Origin of the sequence: Paraburkholderia phenoliruptrix (assembly GCF_902859825.1) — a bacterium.
GTDB classification, from domain to species: Bacteria; Pseudomonadota; Gammaproteobacteria; order Burkholderiales; family Burkholderiaceae; genus Paraburkholderia; species Paraburkholderia phenoliruptrix.
Map to the genome: position 1 here is coordinate 80,500 of NZ_CADIKB010000024.1, position 25,111 is coordinate 105,610.

Here is a 25,111-nt window from a genome sequence, read left to right on the forward strand (position 1 = left end):
GCGGACCGCAACATGGACGGTGGCTCGCCGCTCACATCGGCAACTGAGATTCAGAGTAAGGCGAGGTCGGAATGACGAGCGCCTTGCCGGGCGCTGGCTTTGCCGGACGATGCCGGCGGCTGACGCCTTGCCAGGCAAACGCCGCAACGATTGCGAGCGCGTAGGCGGCGCTGCGCACACAAAACGCGGACGGCGTGCTGAATTGGCCGTAGCGCGTTCGGGCGTCGGCGAACACGAGAAAGGTGAGGGCGGCATCGAGCAGCGCAGCCGTGAGCGCGAGCGCGGCAAACACGCGCGAGCCGTTGAGCACAACGCCCGGTATCAGACGATTACACAACTGGCACGCCACGAGTACGATCGCCAGCAACGCAAGATTCGAGACGAGATCGAACAGAAAGTTGGTCATTTCAGTGGAATGAAAGCGCCGCGGGTTGCGGTGTTGCGAGAGCGTCTGTACCCGCTCATGCAGAGCGGCCGTGTCAGACGGCGGCGATCATTGCACGTCTTTATGTCTCAATAAATGCTCAGGTTCGCAGTCCGTAGTGTTGTCAGAATGCGTGAAGTTTGGCGGTCGAAAAGGCCGAAGGCGACGAGTGAAATTGCAGGGATTGATGAGGGCTGCTGCTTTCCGGCTTGTGGTTTTTCTTCCAGGAGAGAGGTAGCGGCCGCAGCAGATTCTGCGGCGCAAAAAGCTTATGACAAAGAAAAAGGGCTTACGACGCTAACGCGTGTAAGCCCTCGAATCTTTTGGTAGGCCGTACGGGATTCGAACCTGTGACCAACGGATTAAAAGTCCGCTGCTCTACCAGCTGAGCTAACGACCCAAAAGAGAAGCGAAATTATAGCGATGGCCGCAAGGGGCTGTCAACCGTTCCGCACGTCCGCCAACGACAGAAGGAAGCAATCCAGATAGTGAAAAGCCCGGGCATGAGGCCCGGGCTTTTCAGCGAGAGGCGCGCGTGACTATCTTTTCCGGCATTGCAGGCACTGCGCGTTACTGCAAACTACTCAAACAGACCTGCCGCAGCACGGCAACCGCTGCGCGGCTACTTGATTTGCGACAGCTTGCTCTGCGCCGACTGGGCGACGTCCGAGCCGCCATATTGCGCGAGGATCTGTTCGAGCGTCTTCCTGGCCGCAGCCTTCTGACCCTGCTCGAGCTGATTGTTCGCAATAGCCAGCAACGCCTCCGGCGCGCGCGGATGCTGCGGATATCTGGCCACGACGCCTTGCCAGGTCGCCGTCGAACCCTTGTAGTCGCGCAGCGCATACAGCGCGTTGCCGAGCCAGTACTGCGCGGTCGGCTGATAGGGGCTGTTCGGATACTTCGAGATGAAGCTGCGGAACGACGCCGCCGCATTCTTGAAGTCGCCGTTGCGGAACTGCTGGGAGGCCGCATTGAACGCATCCGTTTCGCCCGGCTGAACCTCGCCCTGGACGCCGTCCACCGTTTGTTGCTGCGGCTCGAATTTCTTCAGCCGCGTGTCCAGATCGGTGTAGTAGTCCTTCTGCTGTTTTTGCAGCGTGGCGAGCTGATTGCCCATGTCCTCGTTCTGCCCGCGCAGCGTCGCAACCTGCTGGTTGAGCTGGTCGAGACGGTTTGACTGATCGAGGATCGTGCGCTGCGCTGCCGACAACTGGCTCGACAGGCTGTCAGTCTTCGCCCGCAGATCGAGAATGGCCTGGCGGGCCTGATCGTCGTCGAAGATGCCCGCGTGCGCCGGCACAGCCGCGAGGACCGTGCCCGCGACGCAGGCCGCTGCGGCAATTCGCAGCGAGAAGAAACGATGCGTCATTCGGCTCATTACCCGTTACTTACTGTTGGTACACGAGGTCGGCGCGGCGGTTTTGTGCCCACGACGATTCGTCATGACCCGTGGCTTGCGGCTTTTCCTTGCCGAGGCTCACAGCTTCCATTTGCGAGTCCGTCACGCCCATCAGCGAAAGCGAACGACGCACCGCTTCAGCACGCTTCTGGCCGAGGGCCAGGTTGTACTCGCTCGTGCCGCGCTCGTCGGTGTTGCCCTGAATCAGGACGTGGCGTTGCGGATGGCTCTTCAGGTACTGCGCGTGTTGTTGCAGCAGCGACTGGTAGTCGTCCTTCACCGAGTAGCTGTCGAAATCGAAATAGATGCTGCGCTTAGCGAGCGGGCTGTTCGGGTCATTCAGCGGGTCGACGTTCACTTGCGCGACATCGTTGGGGTTCGGCTGCGTCGAGACAGCACCGCCCTTGTTCGCGTTTTCGTCGAGCTTCACGCCCGAATGACACGCGGCCAATGCACCGACCATCAGCACTGCAAATGCGAAGCGAAGTTTGGACATCATTTTTTACTCTCCTTGTGTTATTGCATCAACGTTATTGCATGAAAGGGCCCCAGGACGGCTCGCGTACGCTGCCCCCCTGCACAGACAGGACCTGCCGGGTGCGACCGTCAGTCGAAACCGCGGCCAATACGCCACGGCCGTTCACCTGGGTAGCGTAAAGAATGTACTGACCGTTCGCCGCGAAACTCGGCGATTCGTCATGTGTCGTGTCCGTCAGGCCCGTAGCGGTTCCGCCTTGCAGGTCCTGGATATACAGCTTGAAGGCGCCGCCGACGCGCGAAATATACGCGAGTTGCTTGCCGTCCGGGCTCACGCGCGGGCTGGTGTTGTAGCTGCCGGTGAACGTGACACGCTGCGCCGCTCCGGCGCTTTCGCCCTGCGCCGACATCTTGTAGATCTGCGGTTGGCCGCCGCGGTCGCTCGTGAAATAGATCGTCTGGCCGTCCGGCGAGAAGGTCGGCTCGGTGTCGATCGAGCTGCCCTGCGTGAGGCGGCGCAGGCCGGTGCCGTCCGCGTTGACCGCGAAAATCTGCGTGTTGCCCGTGCGCGAAAGTGCGACCGCGAGCGTGCGACCGTCCGGCGACCATGCGGGCGCGCTGTTGTTGCCCTTCTGATCCGACACGACGATGCGGCGGCCCGTGGGCAGATCGTGAATGTAGACGATCGGCTTTTTCTTCTCGAACGAAACGTAGGCGACCTTGGTGCCGTCAGGCGACCAGGCCGGCGAGATGATCGGCTCGGGGCTCGACAGCGCAATGTGTGCGTCCTGGCCATCCGAATCCGAAATCTGCAACTGATAACGGTTGCCCGTCTTGATGACATACGACAGCCGCGTGGCGAACACGCCGCGCCCGCCCATCAGCTTCGCGTAGATGTAGTCGGCCACTTTGTGGGCGCTCATGCGCAGGCCGCTTTCCGGGCTCACCAGCACGAGGCCGCCGAGGCTTTCGCCCTTAACCGTGTCGTAGAGCTTGAAACGCACTTCGTACTGGCCGTTCGGCAGGCGGTTCACGCTGCCGGCCACGAATGCGTTCGCCCCTTTTGCCTTCCAGCTGCCGAGATCGACCGAGGCCGTTTCCGGCACGGGCGCCGAACCGGCGTCGATATTGGTGAATTTGCCGCTGCGCTGCAGGTCCTGACGCACGATGGTGCTGACCTGCTGCGGCGAGTTCGCTTCATTGGCGAAATTCGCCGTTGCGATCGGAAACTGGGTGGACCCGACGCCCGTGACGAGCACGTTGAGTTGCGCGTTCGCGGCGCCGCCGACGGCGATCAGGCACGACGCTACAAGTGTCCGCAGGCCTAGCTTGGTCATCAAACTCATGCTGTATGGATTCCCCAAAAAACGGTTTTACTAAAGCTTCGCAACAGCAGACAGACCGGAAAAGCGCTATTTCGTTCCCGAGTGCGCCGCGCCGGGCGAAGCGCGCAGTCTGCTGTCAAGTTACTGTCAGGCTGCCCTCAACCTGCCGGCCGCAACGTAATTCTGAAGCTCGCCGGCGTCTTTCCGTCGATGTCCTGAGGCATCGGGTCGGAACGCTGAACGGCTCGCAGGGCCGCATCGTCCCAGGCCGGGTTGCCGCTGCTGTGCGCGATCGTCACGCTCAACAACGTGCCCGTCGGCGAGCAGCGAACGGCGATCACGGTTTCGAGGCCCTCGGTCTCGCCGCCCCACGAAATGTTCGGCCGGACCACGCGACGAACCTTGTCCGCATAACCGGGCGACGCCGCCGTGCCGCCGGAGCCGCTACCCGTTCCGCTCTTGCCGAGGCCATTGCCGGTCGAGCCCGGCGGCCCCGCCATGCCTTGCATTTGCGCAAGGCGCGCGCGACGTTCGGCGTCGAGCTTTTTCGCTTGCGCCGCCGCTTCCGCCTGAGCCTTGGCCTTCGCCGCCTTTTGCGCCTCCGCCTTCTTCTGCGCTTCGGCTTCGGCCTGTTTCTGCGCTTCGGCCTGCTTCTGCTGTTCCTCTTGTTGCTGCTTCAGTTGCTGCTGCTTCTTCTGCTCAGCGAGCTGCTGTTGGCGGAGCTTCTCCGCTTGCTGCTGTTGCTGCAGTTGTTTCTGCTTCGCCGCCGCCGCTTTCTGCGCGGCCTGTTCCGCCGCGAGTTCCTGCTGACGCTTCGCCTCGGCTTCCTGTTGAGCCCGTAACTTCTCCTGACGCTGCTGTTCGGCGAGCTGCGCCTCGCGCGCCGCTTCCTGCTGCTTACGCTTCTTTTCCTGCAGCGCGATGTCGGCCTGTTCGTCGCGCACCGGGGGAGCGGGGGCGACCGGCAAGGGCGGAGGAGGGGGCGTGACCGGGCGCGGGATCGCGCTGTCCGGCACTTCCGTCCATAGCTCCGCTTCTGCGCCTTCCGGCGTGCTGTTTTGCCACTGGATGCCGTGATACAGGAAGAACCCGAGCAGCGCATGCATCACCAGCGCGAACACAAAGGCTCGCCCGGTGCCGCGTTCACGCGGTGGCTGGAGCGGATAGTCGGTGTTCTTGCGGATCATTGCGATTTGACGAGCAATCCAACGCGTTTGACGCCCTGAGCCTTCAGCTCGGACATCACATTCATCACGGCTTCATACTTCACGGTCTTGTCGGCGGCGATAACGACCGGCTGATCGGGATGCGACTGCGCGCGGTCGGCGATAAAGCCGTTGAGGCCCGCTTTCGTCATGTCCTCCTGCTGCTGCGCGCCCGAGTCGTCCTTGTACTTCACGCTCATATTGCCGTCCGCGCGGATGTTGACGATCACGGGCGGCGTTTGCTGCTGCGGCGCTGCGCCCCCGACTGTCGGCAGATTGACGATGGACGGCGCGACGAGCGGCGCGGTCACCATGAAGATGACGAGCAGCACGAGCATCACGTCGATATACGGCACGACGTTGATGTCGGACATCGCGCGGCGCGAGCGGCCGCCGCGCATGCTGGAGGAGCGAGAGCCTGCCATCGTGGACTCCTTAGTGCGCCTGGCGCTGCAAGATGTTCGAGAACTCTTCGATGAAGGTCTCGAAGCGGATCGCCAGACGGTCGATGTCGTGCGCGTAGCGGTTGTACGCGACCACGGCAGGAATTGCGGCGAACAGGCCGATCGCGGTGGCGGTCAGCGCCTCGGCGATGCCCGGCGCGACGTTGGCCAGCGTAGCCTGCTGCACGTTCGCGAGTCCGCGAAACGCATTCATGATGCCCCACACCGTGCCAAACAGACCAATATACGGGCTCACCGAGCCGACCGACGCGAGAAACGCCAGGTTCGCTTCGAGCACATCCATTTCACGCTGGAACGCCGCGCGCATTGCACGGCGCGCGCCGTCGAGGATCGCGCCAGGATCGTTCAGGCGCTTTTCCTTACCCTTCAGAAATTCGCGCATGCCGGATTCGAAAATTCGCTCAAGCGCGCCGATGGTGTGACGGTTATTGGCGGCACTTTGATAAAGCGCCTGCAGGTCGCCGCCGGACCAGAAATCGCGTTCGAAACGCTCAGTTTGCGCGCGGGCGCGGCGGATCGCAAACCACTTGCGGAAGATAAAAGTCCACGACAGCAGGGACAGCAACAGCAGGAGCGCCATGACGGCCTGCGCCAGCAGGCTCGCATTGAGTACGAGAGAGACGATCGAAAGATCTTGTGTAGTGTTCATAAAGGTTCGTTTTAACGTCCCGAAAGGGGGCGTCCGGCTTTGCAAGGCCACACGAAGCTTGCCGTGAGCAAAACGGAAGCATCGGCGGTACCGCGAGCCGAACCATGCTTGGTGCTGCTTGATCGATGCGAGTTCACTGGCCCCGTAACAACGGGGCTCCGCCCGGGTTCGTTGACACGCCGCCGTCGCCCGCGCAGGGGCCGCGCCGCAAGGCAGCGAGAACCGGCGGAGGGATTGCAGCGGGGCGCAGCGCTGCGCGCTCGACGCAGCCGATCCGGATCGAGCCCTTAGCAAGCAGCGTGCCGTCGCGCCAGGCTTCCTGCGCAAAGTCGACGGACGCCTTGCCGAGGCGCTCGATGCGGCTCACCACCCGGACCACGTCGTCGAGACGTGCGGGCGCCAGATAGTCGACCGCCGTGCTGCGGACGATAAACATTGCGCCCGTTTCGTCGGCGAGCCGGTTCTGGTCGACCCCGCAGGCGCGCAGCCATTCGGTGCGCGCCCGTTCAAAGAACTTCAGGTAATTCGCGTAAAACACGATGCCGCCGGCGTCGGTATCTTCGTAATACACGCGGATGCTCCACGTGTGGCCGATCTCCGTGCCGGGCTGGCTTGTCGTCATATTCATGCGGCGCATTTTACCGGAACGCACACCGCGAGGTCTGTTTCAAGATGTGCGCGCGCTCTCGCGGGCGTTAGCCGCGATGAATGCTCAAACCGGCGAACGATTGCGCGACCGGCATCAGTTCGATCGTGTTGATATTGACGTGCGCCGGGCGCGTGGCAATCCAGTAGATCGAATCGGCGATGTCCTCGGCCGTGAGCGGCTGCACGTTTTCATAGACCTTGCCGGCTTTTTCGTCGTCGCCGCGGTAGCGCACGTTCGAGAATTCAGTGCCGCCGCACAGGCCCGGTTCGATGTCGGTCACACGCAACGCGGTGCCGGCAAGGTCGGCTCGCAGGTTCAGGCTGAACTGCCGCACGAACGCCTTGGTGGCGCCGTAGACGTTGCCGCCCGGGTAAGGCCAGTGGCCGGCCACCGAGCCCAGATTGAAGACGTGGCCGCGGTTGCGCTCCACCATGCCGGGCAGCAGCGCATGAGTCACCTGCACGAGGCCCTTGCAGTTCGTTTCGATCATCGTCTGCCATTCGTCGAGGCTTGCCTTGTGGGCCGGCTCGACGCCGAGCGCGAGGCCGGCGTTGTTGACCAGCACATCGACGGCGGCGAATTCCGCGGGCAAGGCTGCCGGGACGGCTTCGACGGCGGCACGGTCCCGCACGTCCAGTTCGTAGGGCAGAAGCGCGTCGCCCAGCTCGTCGGCGAGCGCTTGCAGGCGGTCCTTGCGGCGGGCGGTGGCGACGACGCGGTGGCCGCCCTTCACGAAGGCACGAGCGATGGCGGCGCCGAATCCTGCGGACGCCCCGGTGACGAACACGATCATTACGGTTTCCTGGTCGGTAGGAGGGAAAGGCCCCAAGCCTACTTCCAATGCGGCGCTGCGGCAAGGATGAACGAGGCGGATGAGCGGCGGCGCAAGGCGCGGGCAAGCGCCGCCGGACAAGCTGTTGGAAGCCGCTTCCGCCCAGTCTTGCCACCCTTGGCCGACCGCCTTCGGCGCGCCCTCGGAGGCGGCGGAAAGCCGGTTGCCTATTCGATCCTCTTCCAATAAACTAACGCGCTCATCCCTGCGTGACTGGCGATAGAACCGATCCAACCAATCGGATTCAAGGTGGAAAAACCCACCGTGAAGCGCGGGGTGCCGTTTTGCCGTTCGCCTGGGCAGCCGTGATCCGCGCGCATTCATCTGCGCTGACGGTGGCTGTCCTGCCTCGCGTGTGCGGCAATTCTCCTTCCGCCACGTCAGGGCCAGCCCAGCCGCCAGCAGCGCCGCGTACCCTCTACGCAAAATTCGGCGCACGATCCGGTCAACCTGAAAACACTCAACGGAATCCGTATGTTTGACAGAGCCCAAAGCACCATCGCCAACGTCGACCCTGAACTCTGGAAGGTGATCGAGCTGGAAAACCGCCGTCAGGAAGAGCACATCGAACTGATCGCGTCGGAAAACTACACGAGCCCGGCTGTGATGGCCGCGCAAGGCTCGCAACTGACCAATAAATACGCGGAAGGCTATCCCGGCAAGCGCTACTACGGCGGCTGCGAATATGTCGACGTGGCGGAACAGCTCGCCATCGACCGTGTCAAGCAGCTCTTCGGCGCCGAAGCGGCGAACGTGCAGCCGAACTCGGGCTCGCAGGCGAACCAGGGCGTCTTTTTCGCGATGCTGAAGCCGGGCGACACGATCATGGGCATGAGCCTCGCGCACGGCGGCCACCTGACGCACGGCTCGCCCGTCAACATGTCGGGTAAGTGGTTCAACGTGGTCAGCTACGGCCTGAACGAAGCCGAAGACATCGACTACGACGCTGCCGAAAAGCTCGCTCAGGAACACAAGCCGAAGCTGATCGTCGCAGGCGCGTCGGCTTTTGCGCTGCGCATCGACTTCGAGCGTCTCTCGAAGATTGCGAAGTCCGTCGGCGCATACTTCATGGTCGACATGGCGCATTACGCCGGCCTCGTCGCCGCGGGCGTCTACCCGAACCCCGTGCCGCACGCCGACTTTGTTACGACCACCACGCACAAGAGCCTGCGCGGCCCGCGCGGTGGCGTGATCCTGATGAAGGCCGAGTTCGAGAAGCAGATCAACTCGGCAATCTTCCCGGGCATTCAGGGCGGTCCGCTCATGCACGTGATCGCCGCAAAGGCTGTCGCGTTCAAGGAAGCGCTGTCGCCGGAATTCAAGGCTTATCAGCAGCAAGTCGTGGAAAACGCCCGCGTGCTCGCCGAAACGCTCGTCAAGCGCGGTCTGCGTATCGTCTCCGGGCGCACCGAGAGCCACGTCATGCTGGTCGATCTGCGCGCGAAGAAGATTACCGGCAAGGCTGCGGAAGCCGCGCTCGGCGCAGCTCACATCACGGTCAACAAGAACGCGATTCCGAACGACCCGGAAAAGCCGTTCGTGACGAGCGGCATCCGCCTCGGCTCGCCGGCCATGACCACGCGCGGCTTCGGCACGAAGGAAGCGGAGCAGGTGGGCAACCTGATTGCCGACGTGCTGGACAACCCGGAAGACGCCGCCACGATCGAACGCGTGCGCGGGCAAGTCGCCGAGCTGACGCAGCGCTTCCCGGTTTACCGCTAAGCCGCCATGCATTGCCCTTTCTGCCGTCACGCCGACACGCAGGTCGTCGACTCGCGTGTCTCCGAAGACGGTGCGACGATTCGCCGGCGCCGCCGCTGCCAGGCCTGCGACAAGCGTTTCACGACGTACGAGCGGGTCGAGCTGGCGTTGCCGGCGGTCGTCAAGAAAGACGGCAGCCGCACGGAATTCGATCGCCGCAAGATTCTCGCTAGCATGCAACTGGCGCTGCGCAAGCGCCCCGTTGCGGCCGACGCGATCGACGCGGCTGTCGCCCGCATCGAGTATCAGTTGCTTGGCAGCGGCGAGCGCGAGGTGCGTAGCGAGCGCCTCGGCGAGCTCGTCATGAACGAGTTGCGCGCGCTCGATACCATTGCCTACGTTCGTTTCGCCTCTGTCTACCGGCGCTTCGAAGACGTCTCCGAGTTCGAAGACGTGATCGAAGAGTTTCGCCGCGCCTCCTCTCCTCCCAAGCCTTCCCGCAAGCGCTAAACGGAAGCCCGCCGCCTGGCGCCTCCGACAGCTCACGTTTTGCCGTGCGGCCTGAACTGTTCGCATCTGCTGCTCCCGTTGTGTTCGTCGCGTGAATTCTGGCGCGCCATAACGTCTGAATGCCACCTGGCCATTCGGCCGATTGTTGGGCCGTCCGCGAATCGCTAGATTGGCTGCATTCGTTGCAAACGTTCAGGGATGCAGATGAAACAAGATGCAATCGCTTCGCCGCCGTGCGGCGCATTTACGCTTGTCGAAACATTGGTCGTCATCGCGCTCTTTGCGGTGATCGTTGTCATGGCGACGCCGTCGTTCGTAGCGTGGCACGTGCGCGATCAGGTCGATGTACGGGCAAAGGCACTGCTGTCGACGCTCTCGTACGCGCGCAGCGAGGCATTGCGCCGCGGCGCCCGCGTGACCGTATGCAGGACGGACGCTGCGCGGCACTGTCTCGCCGCCGGGCAGCCGTGCGGCAACGGCGTGACCGACTGGTCTTGCGGCTGGGCTGTATTAGCGGACCGCGGCGGCACGCCGACACTGCTGCGCGCACACGGCTCGCTTGCGGCGGTGAGTATCGTCGGCATTCAAACCAATCTGACTTTTACGCCGCCTGCCGGCCAACTGATCGGCACTTTTCGCAGTTTCGACATTGGGCCACGCGCGTCATCGAAGGCAACGCAAGGCGATAAATGGCGGCGCTGCATTCGCATTGCGGCGGGCGGCCGGACGCGGATGGTGGACGGCGCGTGTGGAGCGGCGTCATGAACTCGCTCACCGGGTGGTCTTTGCGGCGCGCGCGGTCGCGTCAGAACGGCACGAGGCACGTTGGAAGTTCGTTGATCGAAGTGATGCTCGCCGTGGCGGTGATGGCCGTGACTGCACTCGGGCTCATTGCCGGGCAGTTATGGACGGCGCGGGAGGCGCGCGCCATGGCGATGCGCGAACACGCTGCGTGGATTGCCGATTCGGTCGCTGAGGCGATGTCCGCGCCGTCAGCCAACGAAGCCGCGCTCAACGCGTGGCGCTCGCGAGCGGCGGCGCTGCTGCCGCGAGGCGACGCGTCGGTCGTTGGAGCGGGAGGCGTCTCGGTAGCGCGCGTGACATGGACGGCTTCGCGCAACATGCCGCGCGCCGACGATGTGATCGACAAGCCGGAGCCATGTGACGGAGTGGACGCGCCCGCGGGCTTCTCCTGCGTTGCACTGGCGTTCGTCAAATGATGTTGCCGGCGCAGCGTGGGCGCGGCCATACGTTGATCGAATTTGTGATCGCAGTTGCGCTCGGACTGGTGGTGACAACGGGCGTCGTCTCGCTTTACGCGACGCAGCGTGCAGCTTTCGACCACGCGAGCAATGCGCTGCGTATCCGCGATGCCGGCTTGACGGCGCTGACCGTCGTTGGCCAGCAATTGCAGATGGCCGGCTTCGTGCCCGCCGACGTCGCGCAATATCGCGCCCCAGCGCCCCTGTTCGGCTGTTCGGGCGGCCACCCCGCGGGCAGCGACGACAGCAGGCTGACGTGCGAGACGTTGACCGGCAAATCAGACGGCGTCGCGGTGCGGTACGTCGGCGACAGCGTGTCGACGTGGCCGTCGTCCACGGGACAGACAACGGATTGCCTCGGACAAGCCGTGACGGGCAGCAGCGCTGCGCTCGGCGACCGCGGCGTGCCGGTGGTCAATCGCTTTTATGCCAAGGCGAGCAGTTCGACTGGCGAGCCGGAGCTCTATTGCGAAGGCAACGGCAAGACCGGGTCTGCGCAGCCGCTGGTCGAAGGCGTCGAACGCCTGCGCCTCAGGTACTGGCTTGCGGGCGCGACCAGTGCAGTGGACGCCGCCGCGGTGACAGCGGATCAGTGGGCGACCGTCGTCGCGGTCGATCTGTGCGTTCTGGTGCGGGGCGCGCCGCAGGGGCAGCGCTTCCGTTATGTCGACTGCGACGGCGTGAGTGGCGTGGCGACGGACTTCCGTCCGCGGCAAGCGTTCTGGCGACGCGTCGCGCTGCGCAATGAAGCGGAGGGCGTGTCGTGATCCAAAGACGTGGCAGAGCAGAGTGCAGTGGGATCCGCGAACCTTGGGGCGGCCGTGAATCGCAATGGCCGAAGCGCTGCTGCGGCCGCGCTCGCGGTCCCCGCAGTAGGCACGTCGCCCGCCCGCGCCAGCGCGGCGCCGTGCTGGCGATCGTCCTGTTGTTGTCGGCGATGCTGCTGGTGACGTCCGCGGCGTGGTTCGAAGCATCGCTCGCGGCGGCGCGCAGCGCAGTCAACGTCCGCGACTACTTGCAGGCGTTTCACGCCGCGGATTCGGCATTGACCTTGTGTGCCCGCAGCGTCATCGGATCCGCGGGTGTGGATGTGATCGCGTCGCAAGCTGCCCGTGAACCGGCGCAGTGGAAGCTCGAAACCGCGTTCGAAGCAGCCGCCGCGACGCCCATTGCGCAATGGCCGGGGTCCGTTCGCGCGCCGCAATGCGTGGTGGAAGAGTGGCGCATCGCCGGCCGCCCCGATGCGCGCGCGTATCTGCTCACCGCGCGCGGATTCGGCAAGAACAGGGAGTCGCAAGTGTGGCTGCAGATGCAGTTGGTTCTCGACGGCAACGTAGTGGAACGCCATTGGCGGCGGGTCGCTGCGAGGCCCTTTTAACGAGGTGTTGATGAGAAGGCTGCAGATATCCGCATTCACCTTGCTCGAACTGGTGATCACGCTCGCGATAGTCGCTGTGCTCGCATTGTTCGCCGTACCTGCCTATCGCAGCCAGGTCGCGCGTGCGCATAGAGTCGACGCGGCCTCCGCATTGTTGCGAGCGGCGCAATTCGTCGAGGGCGCGGCAAGCGACAGCATGCTTGCACTGCCGCCCGGCTTTAACCAGGCTCCGCAGTTGGGCGCGGCTGTGTATCGCCTGCGCGTGTTGCCCGCGGACGACGCCAACGGCGGCTATGCGATCGAAGCAGCCCCCGATGAATCGGGACCGATGCGAGACGACGCATGCGGCGTCTTTACACTCGACGCGACCGGGATGCGAGGTAACAGGAGCGCGGCGAACGGTTCGGTGCCGCCCAGCGCGGAATGTTGGGGCACGAGCTAGCGAGTGCGAGAACATGCCATGAAGCGTATGCCACCAAGCCTATGCGATGCGCCTCAGCCCTCGTCGCGGGAAGCGCGGGAAGCGCCGGAAGCCCGCGACTCGCCTTTGATCTGCTGCCACACGCGGTACGCTTCCCACGCGGCGAACGCAAGGCTGCCCCACTTGAGTGCGGGCTTCGCACCCGCAGCGACCGTCGCGCGCAGTGGTTTCGCCAGCACGAGCGACACGAGAGAACTGATGACCGGGTATTGCTTGAGAAGCGCGCCAATCGTGCCTGCATTCAGAAAGCTCGCTTTGGAGCCGCTGCCCATGCGCAGCCCGCCGAAGCCCGGCACGATAAATTTGAGCCAGCTGAAGTGGGTGACGGCCTCGCGCAGTTCCAGCGTGGCCTCTGCGAGCTCCATGCGCTCGACGTCCGCGCGCACGAGCAACAGTTCCTTGCGCAGTGCTCGCAGGTGGGGTGCGCTCAGGTCTCGCGCCGGCTGGCGCTTGTTACGGTATGCGGTATTCGAGTAGCTATGGCTCATGGCGTGTCGGCAGTGAGGGAGCAGGAAACGGCGCAACGAACGACTCAGCTAACCATCGCAGCAACGGCGGACCTGGCAATGCGTCGCAATACTTCACAAGCGTCGCAGCAGGCGAACCGCGCTGCAGGCCTTCACGTCGCTACGGTCTGCGAAAGACGTCGCGGTCTTTCTCGAATTCGGCGATGGTAGCCTCGAACACCATGGGCGCATTGCGCAGGCCGCTGCGCGCCTTGAGCGCGCACAACAGTCCGGCAATCGCGTACACGAGCGTGATTCCGGCGAGCGCCTGCCAGCGGTAGGTGTCCCAGAACGCAATGGCGATCAACGCGGTCAGTGCGATCAGCGCCATGGTGGTCAGCATCATCGCGGCAAGGCCGAGAAAGAGCACGCCGAGAAGGCGATCCTTTTCCTCGGCGAGTTCAATGCCGACCAGCTCAAGGCGCGTTTGCAGAATGGCGGACACCGAACTGATGATGCGGCGTAACGGACTGTGTTGTTCGCGCTGCGAGTGTGTGTCGATCGTCATGGCTGTGGGCGTTGCGCGGATGGGCTAAGCGACGCTCGAGAAACGTGCGCGCCGGGACAAGCGGGCCAGCCGGACATGCGCCGGTCCACTCTATTTGGTCGCATGCCGGACGGGAGCCGTCCGGCCATGTGCAGTGTTACTTGCGGTTGATCAGGAGACCCAGCAGCACGCCGGCGCCCGCGGCGATGCCAATGGATGCCCACGGGTGCTCGTGGACGTAGTCGTCGGTTGCGCGAGCAGCCTTTTTGCCTTTCTCGACCACGACGACTTGCACGTCCGCCGCTTTTTCCCTGGCTTGCTTGAGACGGGACAGCGCCGTTTCGCGCAGTTCCGAAGCGCGCTCGCCCGTTGCGCTTGCGGCCTGTTTCAGCAGGTCTTCCGCGTCCGCGAGGACCGTTTTGATATCCGACATCAATCTCTCCTTGTTGACTTCCGACATTGACAGCTCCCCTTCGTCTCACGCCACGCGTGAATCGTAACCAAAGAAACGGCGACTGGCGAGCGCACGCCCAATTCACCTCGGCGAATGCACGAACCGTTCCTGGCAAGGCGAAACTCCACTCAACACCCACTGCCTAACCTCGCAGATGATGTTAACGCAGGATGGAGTTGATCTGTCCCGCAAAGTTTCCACTAAATCGGCGAAAATTACAAAACCGCATAAAGTAGTGAGCCGAAGTTAGTTCGGCATAGGCGATCGCTGCCGTATGCTTTATCTTTTCGAGACTTGGCCGGCAGAAGCCCGCGCCAGTTGTCCGATAGCTTCCAGATACCTAAAGGAGATGCACATGAGTCTACGTCTTGGCGATATCGCACCGGATTTCGAGCAGGAGTCGAGTATCGGCCGCATCAAGTTTCACGAGTGGCTCGGCGACAGCTGGGGCGTGCTGTTCTCGCATCCCGCCGACTTCACGCCGGTCTGCACCACCGAACTCGGTCTGACCGCCAAGCTCGCCGACGAATTTGCGAAGCGCAACGTCAAGACCATCGCATTGTCGGTGGACAGCGCCGAGTCGCATAAGGAATGGATCAAGGACATCAATGAAACGCAGGCAGCCAACGTCGGATTCCCGATCCTGGCCGATGGCGACCGCAAAGTGTCCGAGTTGTACGACATGATTCACCCGAACGCGAACGAAACGCTCACGGTGCGCTCGCTGTTCGTGATCGATCCGAAGAAGAAGGTGCGTCTCATCATCACGTATCCGGCAAGCACGGGGCGCAACTTCGACGAAGTGCTGCGCGTCATCGATTCGCTGCAACTCACCGACAACCATTCGGTGGCCACGCCCGGCAACTGGAAGCAGGGCGACGACGTCGTGATCGTGCCTTCGCTGAAAGACGAAGAGGTGATCAAACAGAAGTTCCCGAAGGGCTACAAGGCACTGCGTCCGTATCTGCGTATGACGCCGCAGCCGAACAAGTAAGCGCGGCGAGCGCGTCGGGAAAACGGCGGGTCCTCAACCCTCAACCCTCAACCCTCAACGCGCAACCTGTGAATGAAAGAAGGCCGGTTCATCCCGAACCGGCCTTCTTTTTTACCGCTTGCGGGCGGAACGCGCGGCCGTCGACCTCACAGGCGGCGCCCCGTCAAAACGTCAGAAAAACGCCTGAATGCCCGTTTGCGCGCGGCCGAGGATCAGCGCGTGAATATCGTGCGTGCCTTCGTACGTGTTGACCACTTCCAGATTCACCAGATGCCGTGCAATGCCGAATTCGTCGGAGATGCCGTTGCCGCCCAGCATGTCCCGCGCGAGCCGGGCGATGTCGAGCGCCTTGCCGCACGAATTGCGCTTCATGATCGAGGTGATTTCGACGGCCGCCGTGCCTTCGTCCTTCATGCGGCCAAGGCGTAGCACGCCTTGCAGTCCGAGCGTGATCTCGGTCTGCATGTCGGCGAGCTTTTTCTGAATCAGCTGGTTGGCCGCGAGCGGCCGGCCGAACTGCTTGCGATCGAGCACATACTGACGCGCGGTGTGCCAGCACGCCTCCGCCGCGCCGAGCGCGCCCCACGCAATGCCATAGCGCGCCGAGTTCAGGCACGTGAACGGACCGCGCAGGCCGCTTACTTCCGGAAAGCGGTTTTCCTCCGGCACGAACACTTCGTCGAGCACGATTTCGCCGGTGATCGACGCCCGCAGGCCGACCTTGCTATGGATGGTCGGCGCCGACAATCCTTTCCAGCCCTTCTCGAGAATGAAGCCGCGAATCGTGTCCTTGCCGTTCTCTTCGAGCTTCGCCCACACGACAAAGACATCGGCGATGGGCGAATTGGTAATCCACATTTTCGAGCCCGACAGCGAATAGCCGCCGTCGACCTTCTTCGCGCGCGTCACCATGCTGCCCGGGTCGGAGCCGTGGTTCGGCTCCGTGAGCCCGAAGCAGCCGATCCATTCGCCCGTGGCCAGCTTCGGCAGGTACTTCTGTTTCTGCGCCTCCGAGCCGAATTCGTAGATGGGCACCATCACGAGCGACGACTGCACCGACATCATCGAGCGGTAGCCGGAATCCACGCGCTCAACTTCCCGCGCAATCAGGCCATACGCCACGTAGTTGAGCCCCGGCCCGCCGTATTGCTCGGGGATGGTCGGGCCGAGCAGGCCGAGCTCGCCCATTTCGCGGAAGATTTCGATATCCGTCTTCTCGTGGCGGAACGCTTCGAGCACGCGCGGCTGCAGCTTGTCCTGCGCATACGCCGCGGCGGCGTCGCGCACCATACGTTCGTCTTCAGTGAGCTGCTGATCCAGCAGCAGCGGGTCTTCCCAGTGAAACTGCGCGGCCTCGGCCATGACGTATCTCCTGATGCTTGTGTGATTCAAGCTTGACTAGAGTTCCGCTATGCGAAACAATGTTTTGCAAACGACACCCGAGTGTATCACCCCATGACGCCCGCAGCCACTCTCACCGACCCGCTCGACGAGCGCAAATTCGTCGTCGCCCTGGCCCGCGGGCTCGATCTGCTGCGCGCATTCAAACCCGGCGAAACGATGCTCGGCAACCGCGATTTCGTCGAACGGACGGGTTTGCCGAAGGCCACCGTCAACCGACTCGCCTATACGCTGACGGTGCTCGGCTATCTCCGGCTCGACGAGGCGCTCGGCAAATACGCGCTGGACGCCGGCGTGCTGTCGTTGGGGTTCGCGCTGCTCTCGGGCACCGACACGCTGGAACTCGCGCGCCCGCACATGCGCGCATTTGCGCGCGAGGTGGGCGCGGCGGTCTCGCTCGGCTGCCGCGACGGTCTCGACATGATCTATCTGGACACGATCCGCAGCGAGACGGCGCTGACGCTCGGCCTCGCGCCGGGCTCCAGACTGTCGATGCTGACGAGCTCCATGGGCCGCGCCTACCTCGCCGTGCAGCCCGCGGACGTACGCGACGCGCTGCTCGCCGAGCTGAAGAAAGCGGCGGGCAAGGGCGGGGCGGCGCAGGTGGCCGACGCCGTGAAGGAAATCGCCGCGTTCGGCACAGAGCGGTGCTGCTATTCGTTTCGGGCGTGGCACGACGACGTGAACGCCGTGGCGGTGCCGTTTCGCGAGCCGCGCGAGGGACGCTGGCTCGTGCTGAGTTGCAGCGGGCCGGCTTCGTCGATGGGAGAAGAGGTGTTTCGCGGCAAAGTGGCGCCGCGGCTGAAGGCGTTGGCGCGGCGCCTCGGGGACGCCGGCTGACGCGCGGCGCAGATCAGGCCGCGCGGTCGTGGTAATGCGCGTTAAAGAGCGGCCCTTGCACAAAGCGCACATCGTATTGCTGCAACGCCTCGAACTGCGGTTCGTCCATCACGCGATTGAAAATGAGCGGAATCCGCAGCCGGCTCGCGTAGCCGACTAGCGGCTTGACGGTCGCATCGCGCAACGCAATGGCTGCGTCCATTTTCAGAAAATCGAGCCGCGCGGTGTCCGATACCGACAGAATCTGCCCCGCGTTCGACAGATTGCCCGCCACCTTGAAGCCGTAGTGCTGGTAACTCTTCGTCAGATAGCCAAGAAAGGTCTTATGCGCGACGGCTGCCGCCGGCAGTTCGATCACGATTCGCGACGGATTCAGGCCGAACGACATCAACACGGTCGAGAAATGCCGGCCGTGGTCGTACTTCACGCTCTTCAGGAGCCGCTCGTGCACGCGCAGAAACAGCAGGCCGTGGCGTTGCGCGCCGAAGAAATTGATTGCATGCAGCGCGCGCGACATGCGGTCGAGGGCGACGAGTTCCTGGTCGTCGGCAATGCGGTCGAAGGCCTCGAACATATCGAACGGCGCGTCGTCGAGCCGCTGCGTGACTGCCTGGAAGCCGAGTTCGTCGCCGAAACGATCCACATTCTCCGCATCCGACGAAAGCGACTGCGCCAACGCGTGCACGCTGATGTCGAAGATCGGCTCATAGGCGCTCGTCAGCTCGAAGTCGGTCAAGCGCGCAAGCGCGACGTCTCCATGTGCGCCGCGCGCCATTGTCAGATGCTTGCCGAGAAAAGGATGCCCGGAGGCGCGCGCAACGAGATCGGGGATGGTCGGCGGAATCATTTAGGCGAATGGATCACTTGGGTGGCGCGTTCGGCACCGGAACAAAGGCGCGTGCGCCGCATGCTTCGATGGTAGCAGTCCAGGCTGCAGCGAAATGAACAAAATGCTCATAACCATATCCCGCCAAAGCGGGCCGGGACGGGCTGCGGCGCGTCACGGCCCGCGCTTCCAGGGTATACGTTAATTTCACTTAACGTAATTCGTTTTACTATTCGTAAATGCGCCACCGACCAGGGCAGCGGCGAACTCGTGCCGCGAAGGGAATCGCATGCTGCGGGCGGTGGCCGTGCGGCGCTGACTCGCGTAGCCGCGAGGCGCCCGCCGCCCCTCGGCGCGCCGACGCGGCCGCGCAGCCACGCCCGCACCAAAAACCGCGTGAGCCAAACCCTTGAGACAACCCCTTGAGACAAACCGGGCACAACGAAACGAGCATCAACGGAGAACCATGCATGGACACCTCAACACGTCAGCCGGATACGGCCGGCTCGCGGCTCGAGATCGAGCCTGGCTATCAGTCCGGCTTTGCTAACGAATTCGCGACGGAGGCTCTGCCGGGCGCGCTGCCCGTAGGGCGCAATTCGCCGCAGCGCGCGGCCTATGGTTTGTATGCGGAGCAACTGTCGGGCACCGCGTTCACCGCGCCGCGCGGACATAACCGGCGTTCGTGGCTGTACCGCATCCGCCCGGCGGCAGTGCACGAGCCGTTCACGCCGCTGCCCTCCGCGCGGCTCGTCGCCAACTTCGCGGAAGTCCCGCCGACGCCGCCCAACCAGTTGCGCTGGGACGCTTTACCGATGCCGGCCGAGCCGACCGATTTCATCGACGGCTGGGTGACGATGGCGGGCAACGGCGCGGCCGAATCGATGAGCGGCTGTGCGATCCACCTGTACGCGGCGAATCGCTCGATGCAGGACCGCTTCTTCTACAACGCGGACGGCGAATTGCTGATCGTGCCGCAGGAAGGCCGCCTCGACATCGCAACCGAAATGGGCCGGCTCGAAGTGACGCCGTTCGAGATCGTGGTGATTCCGCGCGGCGTGCGCTTTGCAGTGAGCCTGCCGGACGGCGCGGCGCGCGGTTACATCTGCGAAAACTTCGGCGCCTTGCTGCGCTTGCCGGATCTTGGTCCGATCGGCTCCAACGGTCTCGCCAATCCGCGCGACTTCCTCACGCCGCATGCCGCGTACGAAGACCGCGAGGGCGATTTCGAGCTCGTCGCGAAGATGAACGGCAACCTGTGGCGCGCGGACATCGGCCATTCGCCGCTCGACGTCGTGGCGTGGCACGGCAATTACGCGCCGTACAAATATGACTTGCGGCGCTTCAACACGATCGGCTCGATCAGCTTCGACCATCCGGATCCGTCTATCTTTCTCGTGCTGCAATCGCAAAGCGACACGCCCGGCGTCGATACGATCGACTTTGTGATCTTCCCGCCGCGCTGGCTCGCCGCGGAAGATACGTTCCGCCCGCCCTGGTTCCATCGCAATGTGGCGAGCGAGTTCATGGGCCTCGTGCATGGCGTGTACGACGCCAAGGCCGAGGGCTTCGTGCCGGGCGGCGCGAGCCTGCATAACTGCATGTCAGGCCATGGCCCCGACGCCGAGATCTTCGAGAAAGCGTCCCACAGCGATACGTCCAGGCCGAACAAGGTGGGCGACACAATGGCCTTCATGTTCGAAACCCGCACGCTGATCAAGCCGACCCGTTTCGCGCTCGAAACCGCGCAGTTGCAGGCGCACTACTATGAGTGCTGGCAGGGTCTCAAGAAACACTTCAATCCGGAGCAACGATGAGCGCAGTGAGCGATCTTCAGGCAACGCTCGATCCGTCGCGCAAGAGCTGGGTCGAGTCGGCGAACCAGCCGGCCAACGATTTTTCGATCCAGAACCTGCCGTTCGGCATTTTCAGCGACAGCACGAACGTGGCGCGCCGCGCAGGCGTGGCGATAGGCGATGAAATCGTCGACCTCGTCGCATTGCAGGCGGCGGGGCTGCTGACGGTGCCGTCGAATGCCGACGTGTTTGCACGCGATACGCTGAACGACTTCATCGCCCTTGGCCGCGACGCATGGCGCAGCGTGCGCATCCAGTTGAGCGCGCTGCTGTCACGCGATACCGCCACTTTGCGCGACGACACGGCGCTGCGCGCGAAGGCGCTGGTGCGCCAAGCCGATGCGCGGCTCCATCTGCCGGTAGATATTCCAGGCTACACCGATTTTTACTCGTCGAAAGAACACGCGACCAATGTCGGCTGCATGTTCCGCGATCCGAAGAACGCACTGCTGCCGAACTGGTCCGAGATGCCGATCGGCTACAACGGGCGCGCGTCGTCGGTCGTGCTGAGCGGCACGCCGGTGCGTCGACCCAACGGTCAACTCAAGCTGCCCGATCACGAGCGGCCGGTGTTCGGCGCCTGCCGCAAGCTCGACATCGAACTGGAGACGGGCTTTGTGATCGGCGGCGGCAACGCGTTGGGCGAGCCGATTGCGTGCGCCGATGCCGAAGCGCACATCTTCGGCATGGTGTTGCTGAACGACTGGAGCGCGCGCGACATCCAGCAGTGGGAATACGTGCCGCTCGGGCCGTTCAATTCGAAGGGCTTTGCGACGACCATCTCGCCGTGGATCGTCACGCTCGACGCGCTCGGGCCTTTTCGCGTCGCGCAGCCGGTGCAGGAGCCGCAGCCGCTCGAGTATCTGCGGCACGCGGGCGACCATGCATTCGACATCGCGCTCGAAGTCACGCTGCGGCCGCACGGTGCAAAACAGGCGACCACCATTGCGCGGACCAACTTCAAATACATGTACTGGACGATGGCGCAGCAACTCGCGCATCACACGGTGGCGGGCTGCAACACGCGCGTGGGCGATCTGATGGGCTCCGGCACGATCAGCGGTCCGACCGACGATTCCTACGGCAGCCTGCTCGAACTGACGTGGAACGGCAAGAAGCCCCTGGAGCTGAAAGAGGGCGGCACGCGCAGTTTCATCGAAGACGGCGATGAATTGACATTGGCCGGCTGGTGCCAGGGCGAGGGGTATCGCGTGGGCTTCGGCGCGTGCGTCGGGGAAATCTTGCCGGCGCGGAACTGAGCGCCGAGGGAGGGCGCCGGTCGTCGCGCGAAGCCGGTCGGCGCCGCGGGCCCCCGGCCCCCCCCGCCCTTGAGCCGCCCGCCTTGAGCCTTAAGCCGCTCGGCAGCGGCGTTTAGCCTGCCATCGCCACCCGCTGCGCGCGCCGGTCGATGGACACCGACCACAGCGTCAGCAGCAGCGCGCCAATCGACGTCGCCACGCCGACCCACGGCAGCATCGTCAACGGCGCGCCCGCGCCGATTGCCATACCGCCGAGCCATGCGCCCGTCGCATTGCCGAGGTTGAACGCGCCCTGATTCAGCGTCGACGCGAGATTGGGCGCGTGACTCGCACGGTCGACGATCAGCATCTGCAGCGGCGGCACGATTGCAAAGGCGAGAACGCCCCACGCGAAAATCGTGATCATTGCCGGAATTTCAGCGTGCATGGTGCCGGCGAAAATCGTCAGTATCACGACGATCGCGAGCAGGAACGCCACCAGCGAGGGCATCAGGCGCCAGTCGGCGAGCTTGCCGCCAAGCGTGCTGCCCACCGTCAGTCCAAGCCCGAACAGCAGCAGCACGAGCGTGACGGCGTGCGGCGTAAAGCCGGTCACGTCTTCGAGAATCGGCGTGATGTACGTGAAAGTGGAGAACAGGCTGGCCGACGCCAGCACGCTGATGCCGAGCACCATTAGCACCTGCGGATTCTTCAGCACGCTGAATTCGCGCACGAGGCTCGCCTTCTGCATTTCGATCTTCGCCGGCAGGCAAACGGCGAGCGCGACGGCCGCGGCAATGCCGATGCCCGTCACCGCCCAGAAGGTCGCGCGCCAGCCGGCTGCCTGGCCGAGCGCCGTGCCGAGCGGCACGCCCAATACATTGGCGAGCGTGAGGCCGGTGAACATCAGCGCGATGGCCTGCGCGCGGCGGTTCGGCGCGACGAGCCCGGCTGCCACCACGGAACCGATGCCGAAAAACGCGCCATGGCAGAACGCGGTGACGATGCGCGCGGCCATTAGCACGGCATAGCCGGGCGCGAGCGCGCACAGCAGATTGCCGACGATGAACACGCCGATCAGGCTCATCAGCGCTTTTTTGCGCGGCATGTTGGCAACCGCGATTGCGACGATGGGCGCGCCGATGGTCACGCCGAGCGCATACGCCGAGACCAGCATGCCGGCCGCCGGGATCGAGACGGACAGGTCGCGGGCGACGTTGGGCAAGAGCCCCATGATGACGAATTCGGTGGTGCCGATGCCAAAGGCGGCGACGGCAAGAGCAAGCAGGGGCAAAGGCATGGCGACGGACTGTGAATCGGCGCGGCGCAAGGCGTCGCGCGGCCGGCGCGCGTTTTCGGGGCGAGAGCGCGGGCGCCGTGCGTGAGCAAAACAGTCAGGGATTCTACCTAAGTCGAAACGATAGTGCTGCCGGCGGTGCGGCTGTTGTTCGCGGGTGTTGTTTTTAGCCGCGCGTTTTGCCGTGCCGTCCCGCGCCTTGTGCAAAGCGGGCGGCGCCTGCGATACCTTCGTCCACGACCGCCCGGTATCCGCCGGCGCCTTCGCGCCGCAGTGCCTCGGCGAAATCGTCCAGCATGCTGTTTTCGAGAACCGAGCGGCGGTCGGCCAGCAGCGCGGCCTGCGGGAACGCGGCCAGTTCGGCTGCGAGTTGCTCCGCGCCGGCCCGCGCACCGCCCTTGGGCACGATCCGGTTGGCGAGCCCGAAATCGAGCGCTTCCTGCGCGCTGACGGCGCGGCCGGTGAGTATGAGATCGAGCGCGCGCGACACGCCGATCAGCCGCGGCAGACGAATCGTCCCGCCATCGATCAACGGAATGCCGACGCGGCGGCAAAACACGCCGAGCACCGCATCTTCTTCGACGACACGCAGGTCGCACATCGCCGCGAGTTCCAGGCCGCCAGCGACCGCATAGCCTGCAATTGCCGCCACGACCGGCTTGGTGAGATTCATGCGCGTTGGGCCCATGGGTCCGGGGCCGCTGCCGTCCGCGTGGATTTCGTTGCGGCGCGTTTCGTCGGCGAGCGCGCTCAGGTCTGCCCCCGCGCAGAAGGTGCCGCCCGCGCCGAACAGCACGGCGGCGCGCCAAGCCGGCTCCGTTTCGAAGCATTGGAAGGCGGCGCCGAGCGCGTCGGCGACATGGCGGTCGACGGCATTACGACGCTCGGCACGCTCAAGCACGATCGTTGCTACGCCGTTATCGTAGTTAGCCTCGATGCGCACATATTCGTTGAAATTTCGGGTGTCTGTCATCGTCGTGTCCTTGAAGGTCCGCGTCCGCCCGTTGAGTCGGGCGGTTGTGCAGCGCTCATGCAGAGCAGTTAATACCGTGGCTTGACATGCTTCTTTCACAATCGACTCGTAGCGTTAGCGATCTCTTAACGCGCTGGCGAAACCCGGCCAGCATATCGAGCCTGCCTTTGCCTCTATCGAATTCATCGTCCGCGGGTGCGCCGGCCTGCGCGGAGACAGTCTGGATCGTGCCGCTTCAGCAGCATTCATGGTACGACCATGTGCGGTTAAAACGCGTCTTTGTCGCCGACGGCACGCGGCACCAGGTGGTGCTGATCGACGTGCGCAAGCTGCTTGCATGCGCCGATCGCGACAACACCGACTATGTGCTGAAGCCCGTCGCCGAGTGGCATGCGGGGAAGGTGCGCGGCATTCGCGAGTTTCTCGATCCGGACAATCCGCGCATTCCGCAAATGCCGTACGTGACCATCTCGACGCGTCGCGCGCCGGGCGTACTCGGCTGGTTCGGTATCGAGCGCGAGGGCGTGGTGGCGTTTCGCAACGGCCAGCATCGCGCGCGCTATCTCGCCGAGGCTGGCGCGCGCTGGTTCCCGGTGGAAGTGCACGAGCGCGAGGCGGCCTTACTGCGCGAGATGTGCGGCGCGCCGGACGACGCGCGCACGGCGATTCGCCCGGTTTTGCTGAACGCGGGCGGCGTTTGAAGGCGGCCGCGTTCAGCGAAACCGGGGACTGAGAAGCCCGATCGAGCGGTGGGGCGCGGCGCGTTGCCAGGCGCGCCGGCTTCTCACGCGGCTGGGTCCACGACTGTCCTCTACGCGATCTTGTTTGTCGTCTCGTGTCGACGGCCGGTCGCGCACTTCATCGCCTTGCACTGGAACCGCCGTTTCGCTTGGCTGTTTCGTTTTAAAGGCGCGAATGGGCGAATTCAGGTCATGGCGATAAGCGGGATTCGCGTGAACGAAGCCGTCAAAATCACTATTAAAAAAGATGATTAAACCGCATGCAAAGCGATTTTTACTTAGGTCCATCAATTAGAAAGTCAAGGTTTAATGCCTGAAAAAAGGGCGTTGACACACCCGCTGAATTTACTTAATTTAAAAAAGCGCGCGATCAACCGGCCCCAATGCAGGCGCGTGGCTTCCTGAGTCGTGCGCGGAATCCGGTGCACTGCACTTTGCTTAACGACGCTTAGCGGAATGATTATGTCCGGAATCGACCCACATCAAATTACAGAAAAATCATTCGGCTGGATTCGATTGCGAACTGACGAGCGCTGCAATCGGCTATTCGATTCGATCTTAATTCGTTCCCATTATCGACCGTGGGCGCGCTGACCCGTCTCGCCGGCGAGCGAGGCTAAGCAGTCCGACGGCAATGTCCCAGGCGTAGTTGAAGGTTGAAGGCGGCGGTTCGCCAGTGGAATCCGAGAGAATCGGGTTTCCAGGACCAACCTCCCGAACAGGGAACCAAGGAGAACCGC

At 63.7% G+C, this 25,111-nt stretch carries 28 protein-coding genes, 1 tRNA gene and 1 riboswitch; of the genes, 12 read left to right on the forward strand and 17 right to left on the reverse strand.

The genetic code is table 11. The annotated features are described in order from the left end of the window. Nucleotides 1-31 precede the first annotated feature (31 nt). The 10 genes from HV711_RS21790 to ydfG all read right to left on the reverse strand — a co-directional run bounded on the left by HV711_RS21790 (nucleotide 32) and on the right by ydfG (nucleotide 7,388). Entirely contained in the window at nucleotides 32-406 is a 375-nt protein-coding gene (locus HV711_RS21790) for a hypothetical protein (protein ID WP_035480117.1), read from the reverse strand. A 342-nt stretch (nucleotides 407-748) separates the two neighbouring features. Next, nucleotides 749-824, reverse strand: a tRNA-Lys gene (locus HV711_RS21795). Nucleotides 825-1,046: 222 nt separating this feature from the next. Then, nucleotides 1,047-1,796 carry a tol-pal system protein YbgF gene (gene ybgF, locus HV711_RS21800; protein WP_013587197.1) on the reverse strand — a complete coding sequence of 250 codons (750 nt, stop codon included), beginning with the start codon at nucleotides 1,794-1,796 and terminating at the stop codon, nucleotides 1,047-1,049. Nucleotides 1,797-1,815: 19 nt separating this feature from the next. After that, nucleotides 1,816-2,325, reverse strand: a complete 510-nt coding sequence (gene pal, locus HV711_RS21805) for a peptidoglycan-associated lipoprotein Pal (RefSeq protein WP_013338115.1) — start codon at nucleotides 2,323-2,325, stop codon at nucleotides 1,816-1,818. 31 nt (nucleotides 2,326-2,356) lie between these two features. Next, nucleotides 2,357-3,649: a Tol-Pal system beta propeller repeat protein TolB gene (gene tolB, locus HV711_RS21810; protein ID WP_013587198.1), complete on the reverse strand. Its 1,293-nt coding sequence runs from the start codon at nucleotides 3,647-3,649 to the stop codon at nucleotides 2,357-2,359. 137 nt (nucleotides 3,650-3,786) lie between these two features. Next, nucleotides 3,787-4,815, reverse strand: a complete 1,029-nt coding sequence (gene tolA, locus HV711_RS21815) for a cell envelope integrity protein TolA (RefSeq protein WP_035480115.1) — start codon at nucleotides 4,813-4,815, stop codon at nucleotides 3,787-3,789. Further along, nucleotides 4,812-5,258, reverse strand: a complete 447-nt coding sequence (gene tolR, locus HV711_RS21820) for a protein TolR (protein ID WP_013338118.1) — start codon at nucleotides 5,256-5,258, stop codon at nucleotides 4,812-4,814. The genes tolA and tolR overlap by 4 nt, the downstream gene beginning before the upstream one ends. A 10-nt stretch (nucleotides 5,259-5,268) precedes the next feature. Continuing rightward, on the reverse strand, nucleotides 5,269-5,946 hold the full coding sequence (gene tolQ, locus HV711_RS21825; protein ID WP_006047860.1) for a protein TolQ: 678 nt from the start codon (nucleotides 5,944-5,946) through the stop codon (nucleotides 5,269-5,271). Between the two features lie 133 nt (nucleotides 5,947-6,079). After that, entirely contained in the window at nucleotides 6,080-6,583 is a 504-nt protein-coding gene (gene ybgC, locus HV711_RS21830) for a tol-pal system-associated acyl-CoA thioesterase (protein ID WP_028361831.1), read from the reverse strand. 58 nt (nucleotides 6,584-6,641) lie between these two features. Further along, nucleotides 6,642-7,388 (reverse strand): bifunctional NADP-dependent 3-hydroxy acid dehydrogenase/3-hydroxypropionate dehydrogenase YdfG, encoded by a 747-nt coding sequence (gene ydfG / locus HV711_RS21835; protein ID WP_035480113.1) that lies wholly within the window; start codon nucleotides 7,386-7,388, stop codon nucleotides 6,642-6,644. Nucleotides 7,389-7,626: 238 nt separating this feature from the next. After that, a riboswitch (ZMP/ZTP riboswitch) is annotated at nucleotides 7,627-7,735 on the forward strand. A 166-nt stretch (nucleotides 7,736-7,901) separates the two neighbouring features. Between ydfG and glyA the strand changes: the two genes are divergently transcribed. The 7 genes from glyA to HV711_RS21875 all read left to right on the forward strand — a co-directional run bounded on the left by glyA (nucleotide 7,902) and on the right by HV711_RS21875 (nucleotide 12,720). Continuing rightward, nucleotides 7,902-9,149 carry a serine hydroxymethyltransferase gene (gene glyA, locus HV711_RS21845; protein WP_015001680.1) on the forward strand — a complete coding sequence of 416 codons (1,248 nt, stop codon included), beginning with the start codon at nucleotides 7,902-7,904 and terminating at the stop codon, nucleotides 9,147-9,149. A 6-nt stretch (nucleotides 9,150-9,155) separates the two neighbouring features. After that, the gene (gene nrdR, locus HV711_RS21850; RefSeq protein WP_035480111.1) at nucleotides 9,156-9,638 is read left to right on the forward strand and encodes a transcriptional regulator NrdR; all 483 of its coding nucleotides are present in this window, start codon (nucleotides 9,156-9,158) and stop codon (nucleotides 9,636-9,638) included. A 204-nt stretch (nucleotides 9,639-9,842) separates the two neighbouring features. Next, complete coding sequence (locus HV711_RS21855; RefSeq protein WP_175145241.1) at nucleotides 9,843-10,403, forward strand: GspH/FimT family pseudopilin; 561 nt, start codon at nucleotides 9,843-9,845, stop codon at nucleotides 10,401-10,403. Continuing rightward, nucleotides 10,400-10,858 (forward strand): type IV pilus modification PilV family protein, encoded by a 459-nt coding sequence (locus HV711_RS21860; protein ID WP_035480107.1) that lies wholly within the window; start codon nucleotides 10,400-10,402, stop codon nucleotides 10,856-10,858. Before HV711_RS21855 ends, HV711_RS21860 begins: the two co-directional genes overlap by 4 nt. Then, on the forward strand, nucleotides 10,855-11,667 hold the full coding sequence (locus HV711_RS21865) for a PilW family protein (RefSeq protein ID WP_013587206.1): 813 nt from the start codon (nucleotides 10,855-10,857) through the stop codon (nucleotides 11,665-11,667). The genes HV711_RS21860 and HV711_RS21865 overlap by 4 nt, the downstream gene beginning before the upstream one ends. Beyond that, nucleotides 11,664-12,278: a pilus assembly PilX family protein gene (locus HV711_RS21870; protein ID WP_175145243.1), complete on the forward strand. Its 615-nt coding sequence runs from the start codon at nucleotides 11,664-11,666 to the stop codon at nucleotides 12,276-12,278. The genes HV711_RS21865 and HV711_RS21870 overlap by 4 nt, the downstream gene beginning before the upstream one ends. Before the next feature lie 10 nt (nucleotides 12,279-12,288). Continuing rightward, nucleotides 12,289-12,720 (forward strand): type IV pilin protein, encoded by a 432-nt coding sequence (locus HV711_RS21875; protein ID WP_028361837.1) that lies wholly within the window; start codon nucleotides 12,289-12,291, stop codon nucleotides 12,718-12,720. A gap of 53 nt (nucleotides 12,721-12,773) precedes the next feature. Here HV711_RS21875 and HV711_RS21880 read toward each other — a convergent pair whose 3' ends face one another. The 3 genes from HV711_RS21880 to HV711_RS21890 all read right to left on the reverse strand — a co-directional run bounded on the left by HV711_RS21880 (nucleotide 12,774) and on the right by HV711_RS21890 (nucleotide 14,212). After that, nucleotides 12,774-13,247: a DUF3318 domain-containing protein gene (locus HV711_RS21880; RefSeq protein WP_028361838.1), complete on the reverse strand. Its 474-nt coding sequence runs from the start codon at nucleotides 13,245-13,247 to the stop codon at nucleotides 12,774-12,776. Between the two features lie 139 nt (nucleotides 13,248-13,386). Further along, nucleotides 13,387-13,773, reverse strand: coding sequence for a phage holin family protein (locus HV711_RS21885; RefSeq protein ID WP_013587210.1), 387 nt, complete (start codon nucleotides 13,771-13,773; stop codon nucleotides 13,387-13,389). 136 nt (nucleotides 13,774-13,909) lie between these two features. Beyond that, nucleotides 13,910-14,212, reverse strand: coding sequence for an ElaB/YgaM/YqjD family protein (locus tag HV711_RS21890; protein ID WP_006047848.1), 303 nt, complete (start codon nucleotides 14,210-14,212; stop codon nucleotides 13,910-13,912). Between the two features lie 349 nt (nucleotides 14,213-14,561). Here HV711_RS21890 and HV711_RS21895 point away from each other — a divergent pair, with 349 nt between their 5' ends. Continuing rightward, a complete protein-coding gene (locus HV711_RS21895) occupies nucleotides 14,562-15,200 on the forward strand; it encodes a peroxiredoxin (protein ID WP_013587211.1) in 639 nt (212 codons plus the stop codon). 171 nt (nucleotides 15,201-15,371) lie between these two features. On the opposite strand, the gene HV711_RS21900 is transcribed toward HV711_RS21895, so the two are convergent. After that, nucleotides 15,372-16,562, reverse strand: coding sequence for an acyl-CoA dehydrogenase (locus HV711_RS21900; protein WP_013587212.1), 1,191 nt, complete (start codon nucleotides 16,560-16,562; stop codon nucleotides 15,372-15,374). Between the two features lie 93 nt (nucleotides 16,563-16,655). Between HV711_RS21900 and HV711_RS21905 the strand changes: the two genes are divergently transcribed. Beyond that, on the forward strand, nucleotides 16,656-17,441 hold the full coding sequence (locus HV711_RS21905; RefSeq protein ID WP_028361840.1) for an IclR family transcriptional regulator: 786 nt from the start codon (nucleotides 16,656-16,658) through the stop codon (nucleotides 17,439-17,441). A gap of 13 nt (nucleotides 17,442-17,454) precedes the next feature. Here HV711_RS21905 and HV711_RS21910 read toward each other — a convergent pair whose 3' ends face one another. Continuing rightward, a complete protein-coding gene (locus HV711_RS21910) occupies nucleotides 17,455-18,288 on the reverse strand; it encodes an EAL domain-containing protein (RefSeq protein WP_028361841.1) in 834 nt (277 codons plus the stop codon). Nucleotides 18,289-18,737: 449 nt separating this feature from the next. Here HV711_RS21910 and hmgA point away from each other — a divergent pair, with 449 nt between their 5' ends. After that, nucleotides 18,738-20,084: a homogentisate 1,2-dioxygenase gene (hmgA, locus tag HV711_RS21915; protein WP_035480104.1), complete on the forward strand. Its 1,347-nt coding sequence runs from the start codon at nucleotides 18,738-18,740 to the stop codon at nucleotides 20,082-20,084. Next, a complete protein-coding gene (fahA, locus tag HV711_RS21920) occupies nucleotides 20,081-21,382 on the forward strand; it encodes a fumarylacetoacetase (protein WP_035480101.1) in 1,302 nt (433 codons plus the stop codon). Before hmgA ends, fahA begins: the two co-directional genes overlap by 4 nt. Before the next feature lie 112 nt (nucleotides 21,383-21,494). Here fahA and HV711_RS21925 read toward each other — a convergent pair whose 3' ends face one another. Further along, on the reverse strand, nucleotides 21,495-22,661 hold the full coding sequence (locus HV711_RS21925) for an MFS transporter (RefSeq protein ID WP_013587217.1): 1,167 nt from the start codon (nucleotides 22,659-22,661) through the stop codon (nucleotides 21,495-21,497). Between the two features lie 163 nt (nucleotides 22,662-22,824). After that, a complete protein-coding gene (locus tag HV711_RS21930; protein WP_013587218.1) occupies nucleotides 22,825-23,631 on the reverse strand; it encodes a crotonase/enoyl-CoA hydratase family protein in 807 nt (268 codons plus the stop codon). Nucleotides 23,632-23,717: 86 nt separating this feature from the next. Here HV711_RS21930 and HV711_RS21935 point away from each other — a divergent pair, with 86 nt between their 5' ends. Next, the gene (locus HV711_RS21935) at nucleotides 23,718-24,332 is read left to right on the forward strand and encodes a plasmid fertility inhibition factor family protein (protein ID WP_013587219.1); all 615 of its coding nucleotides are present in this window, start codon (nucleotides 23,718-23,720) and stop codon (nucleotides 24,330-24,332) included. The last annotated feature ends 779 nt before the right edge of the window (nucleotides 24,333-25,111 follow it).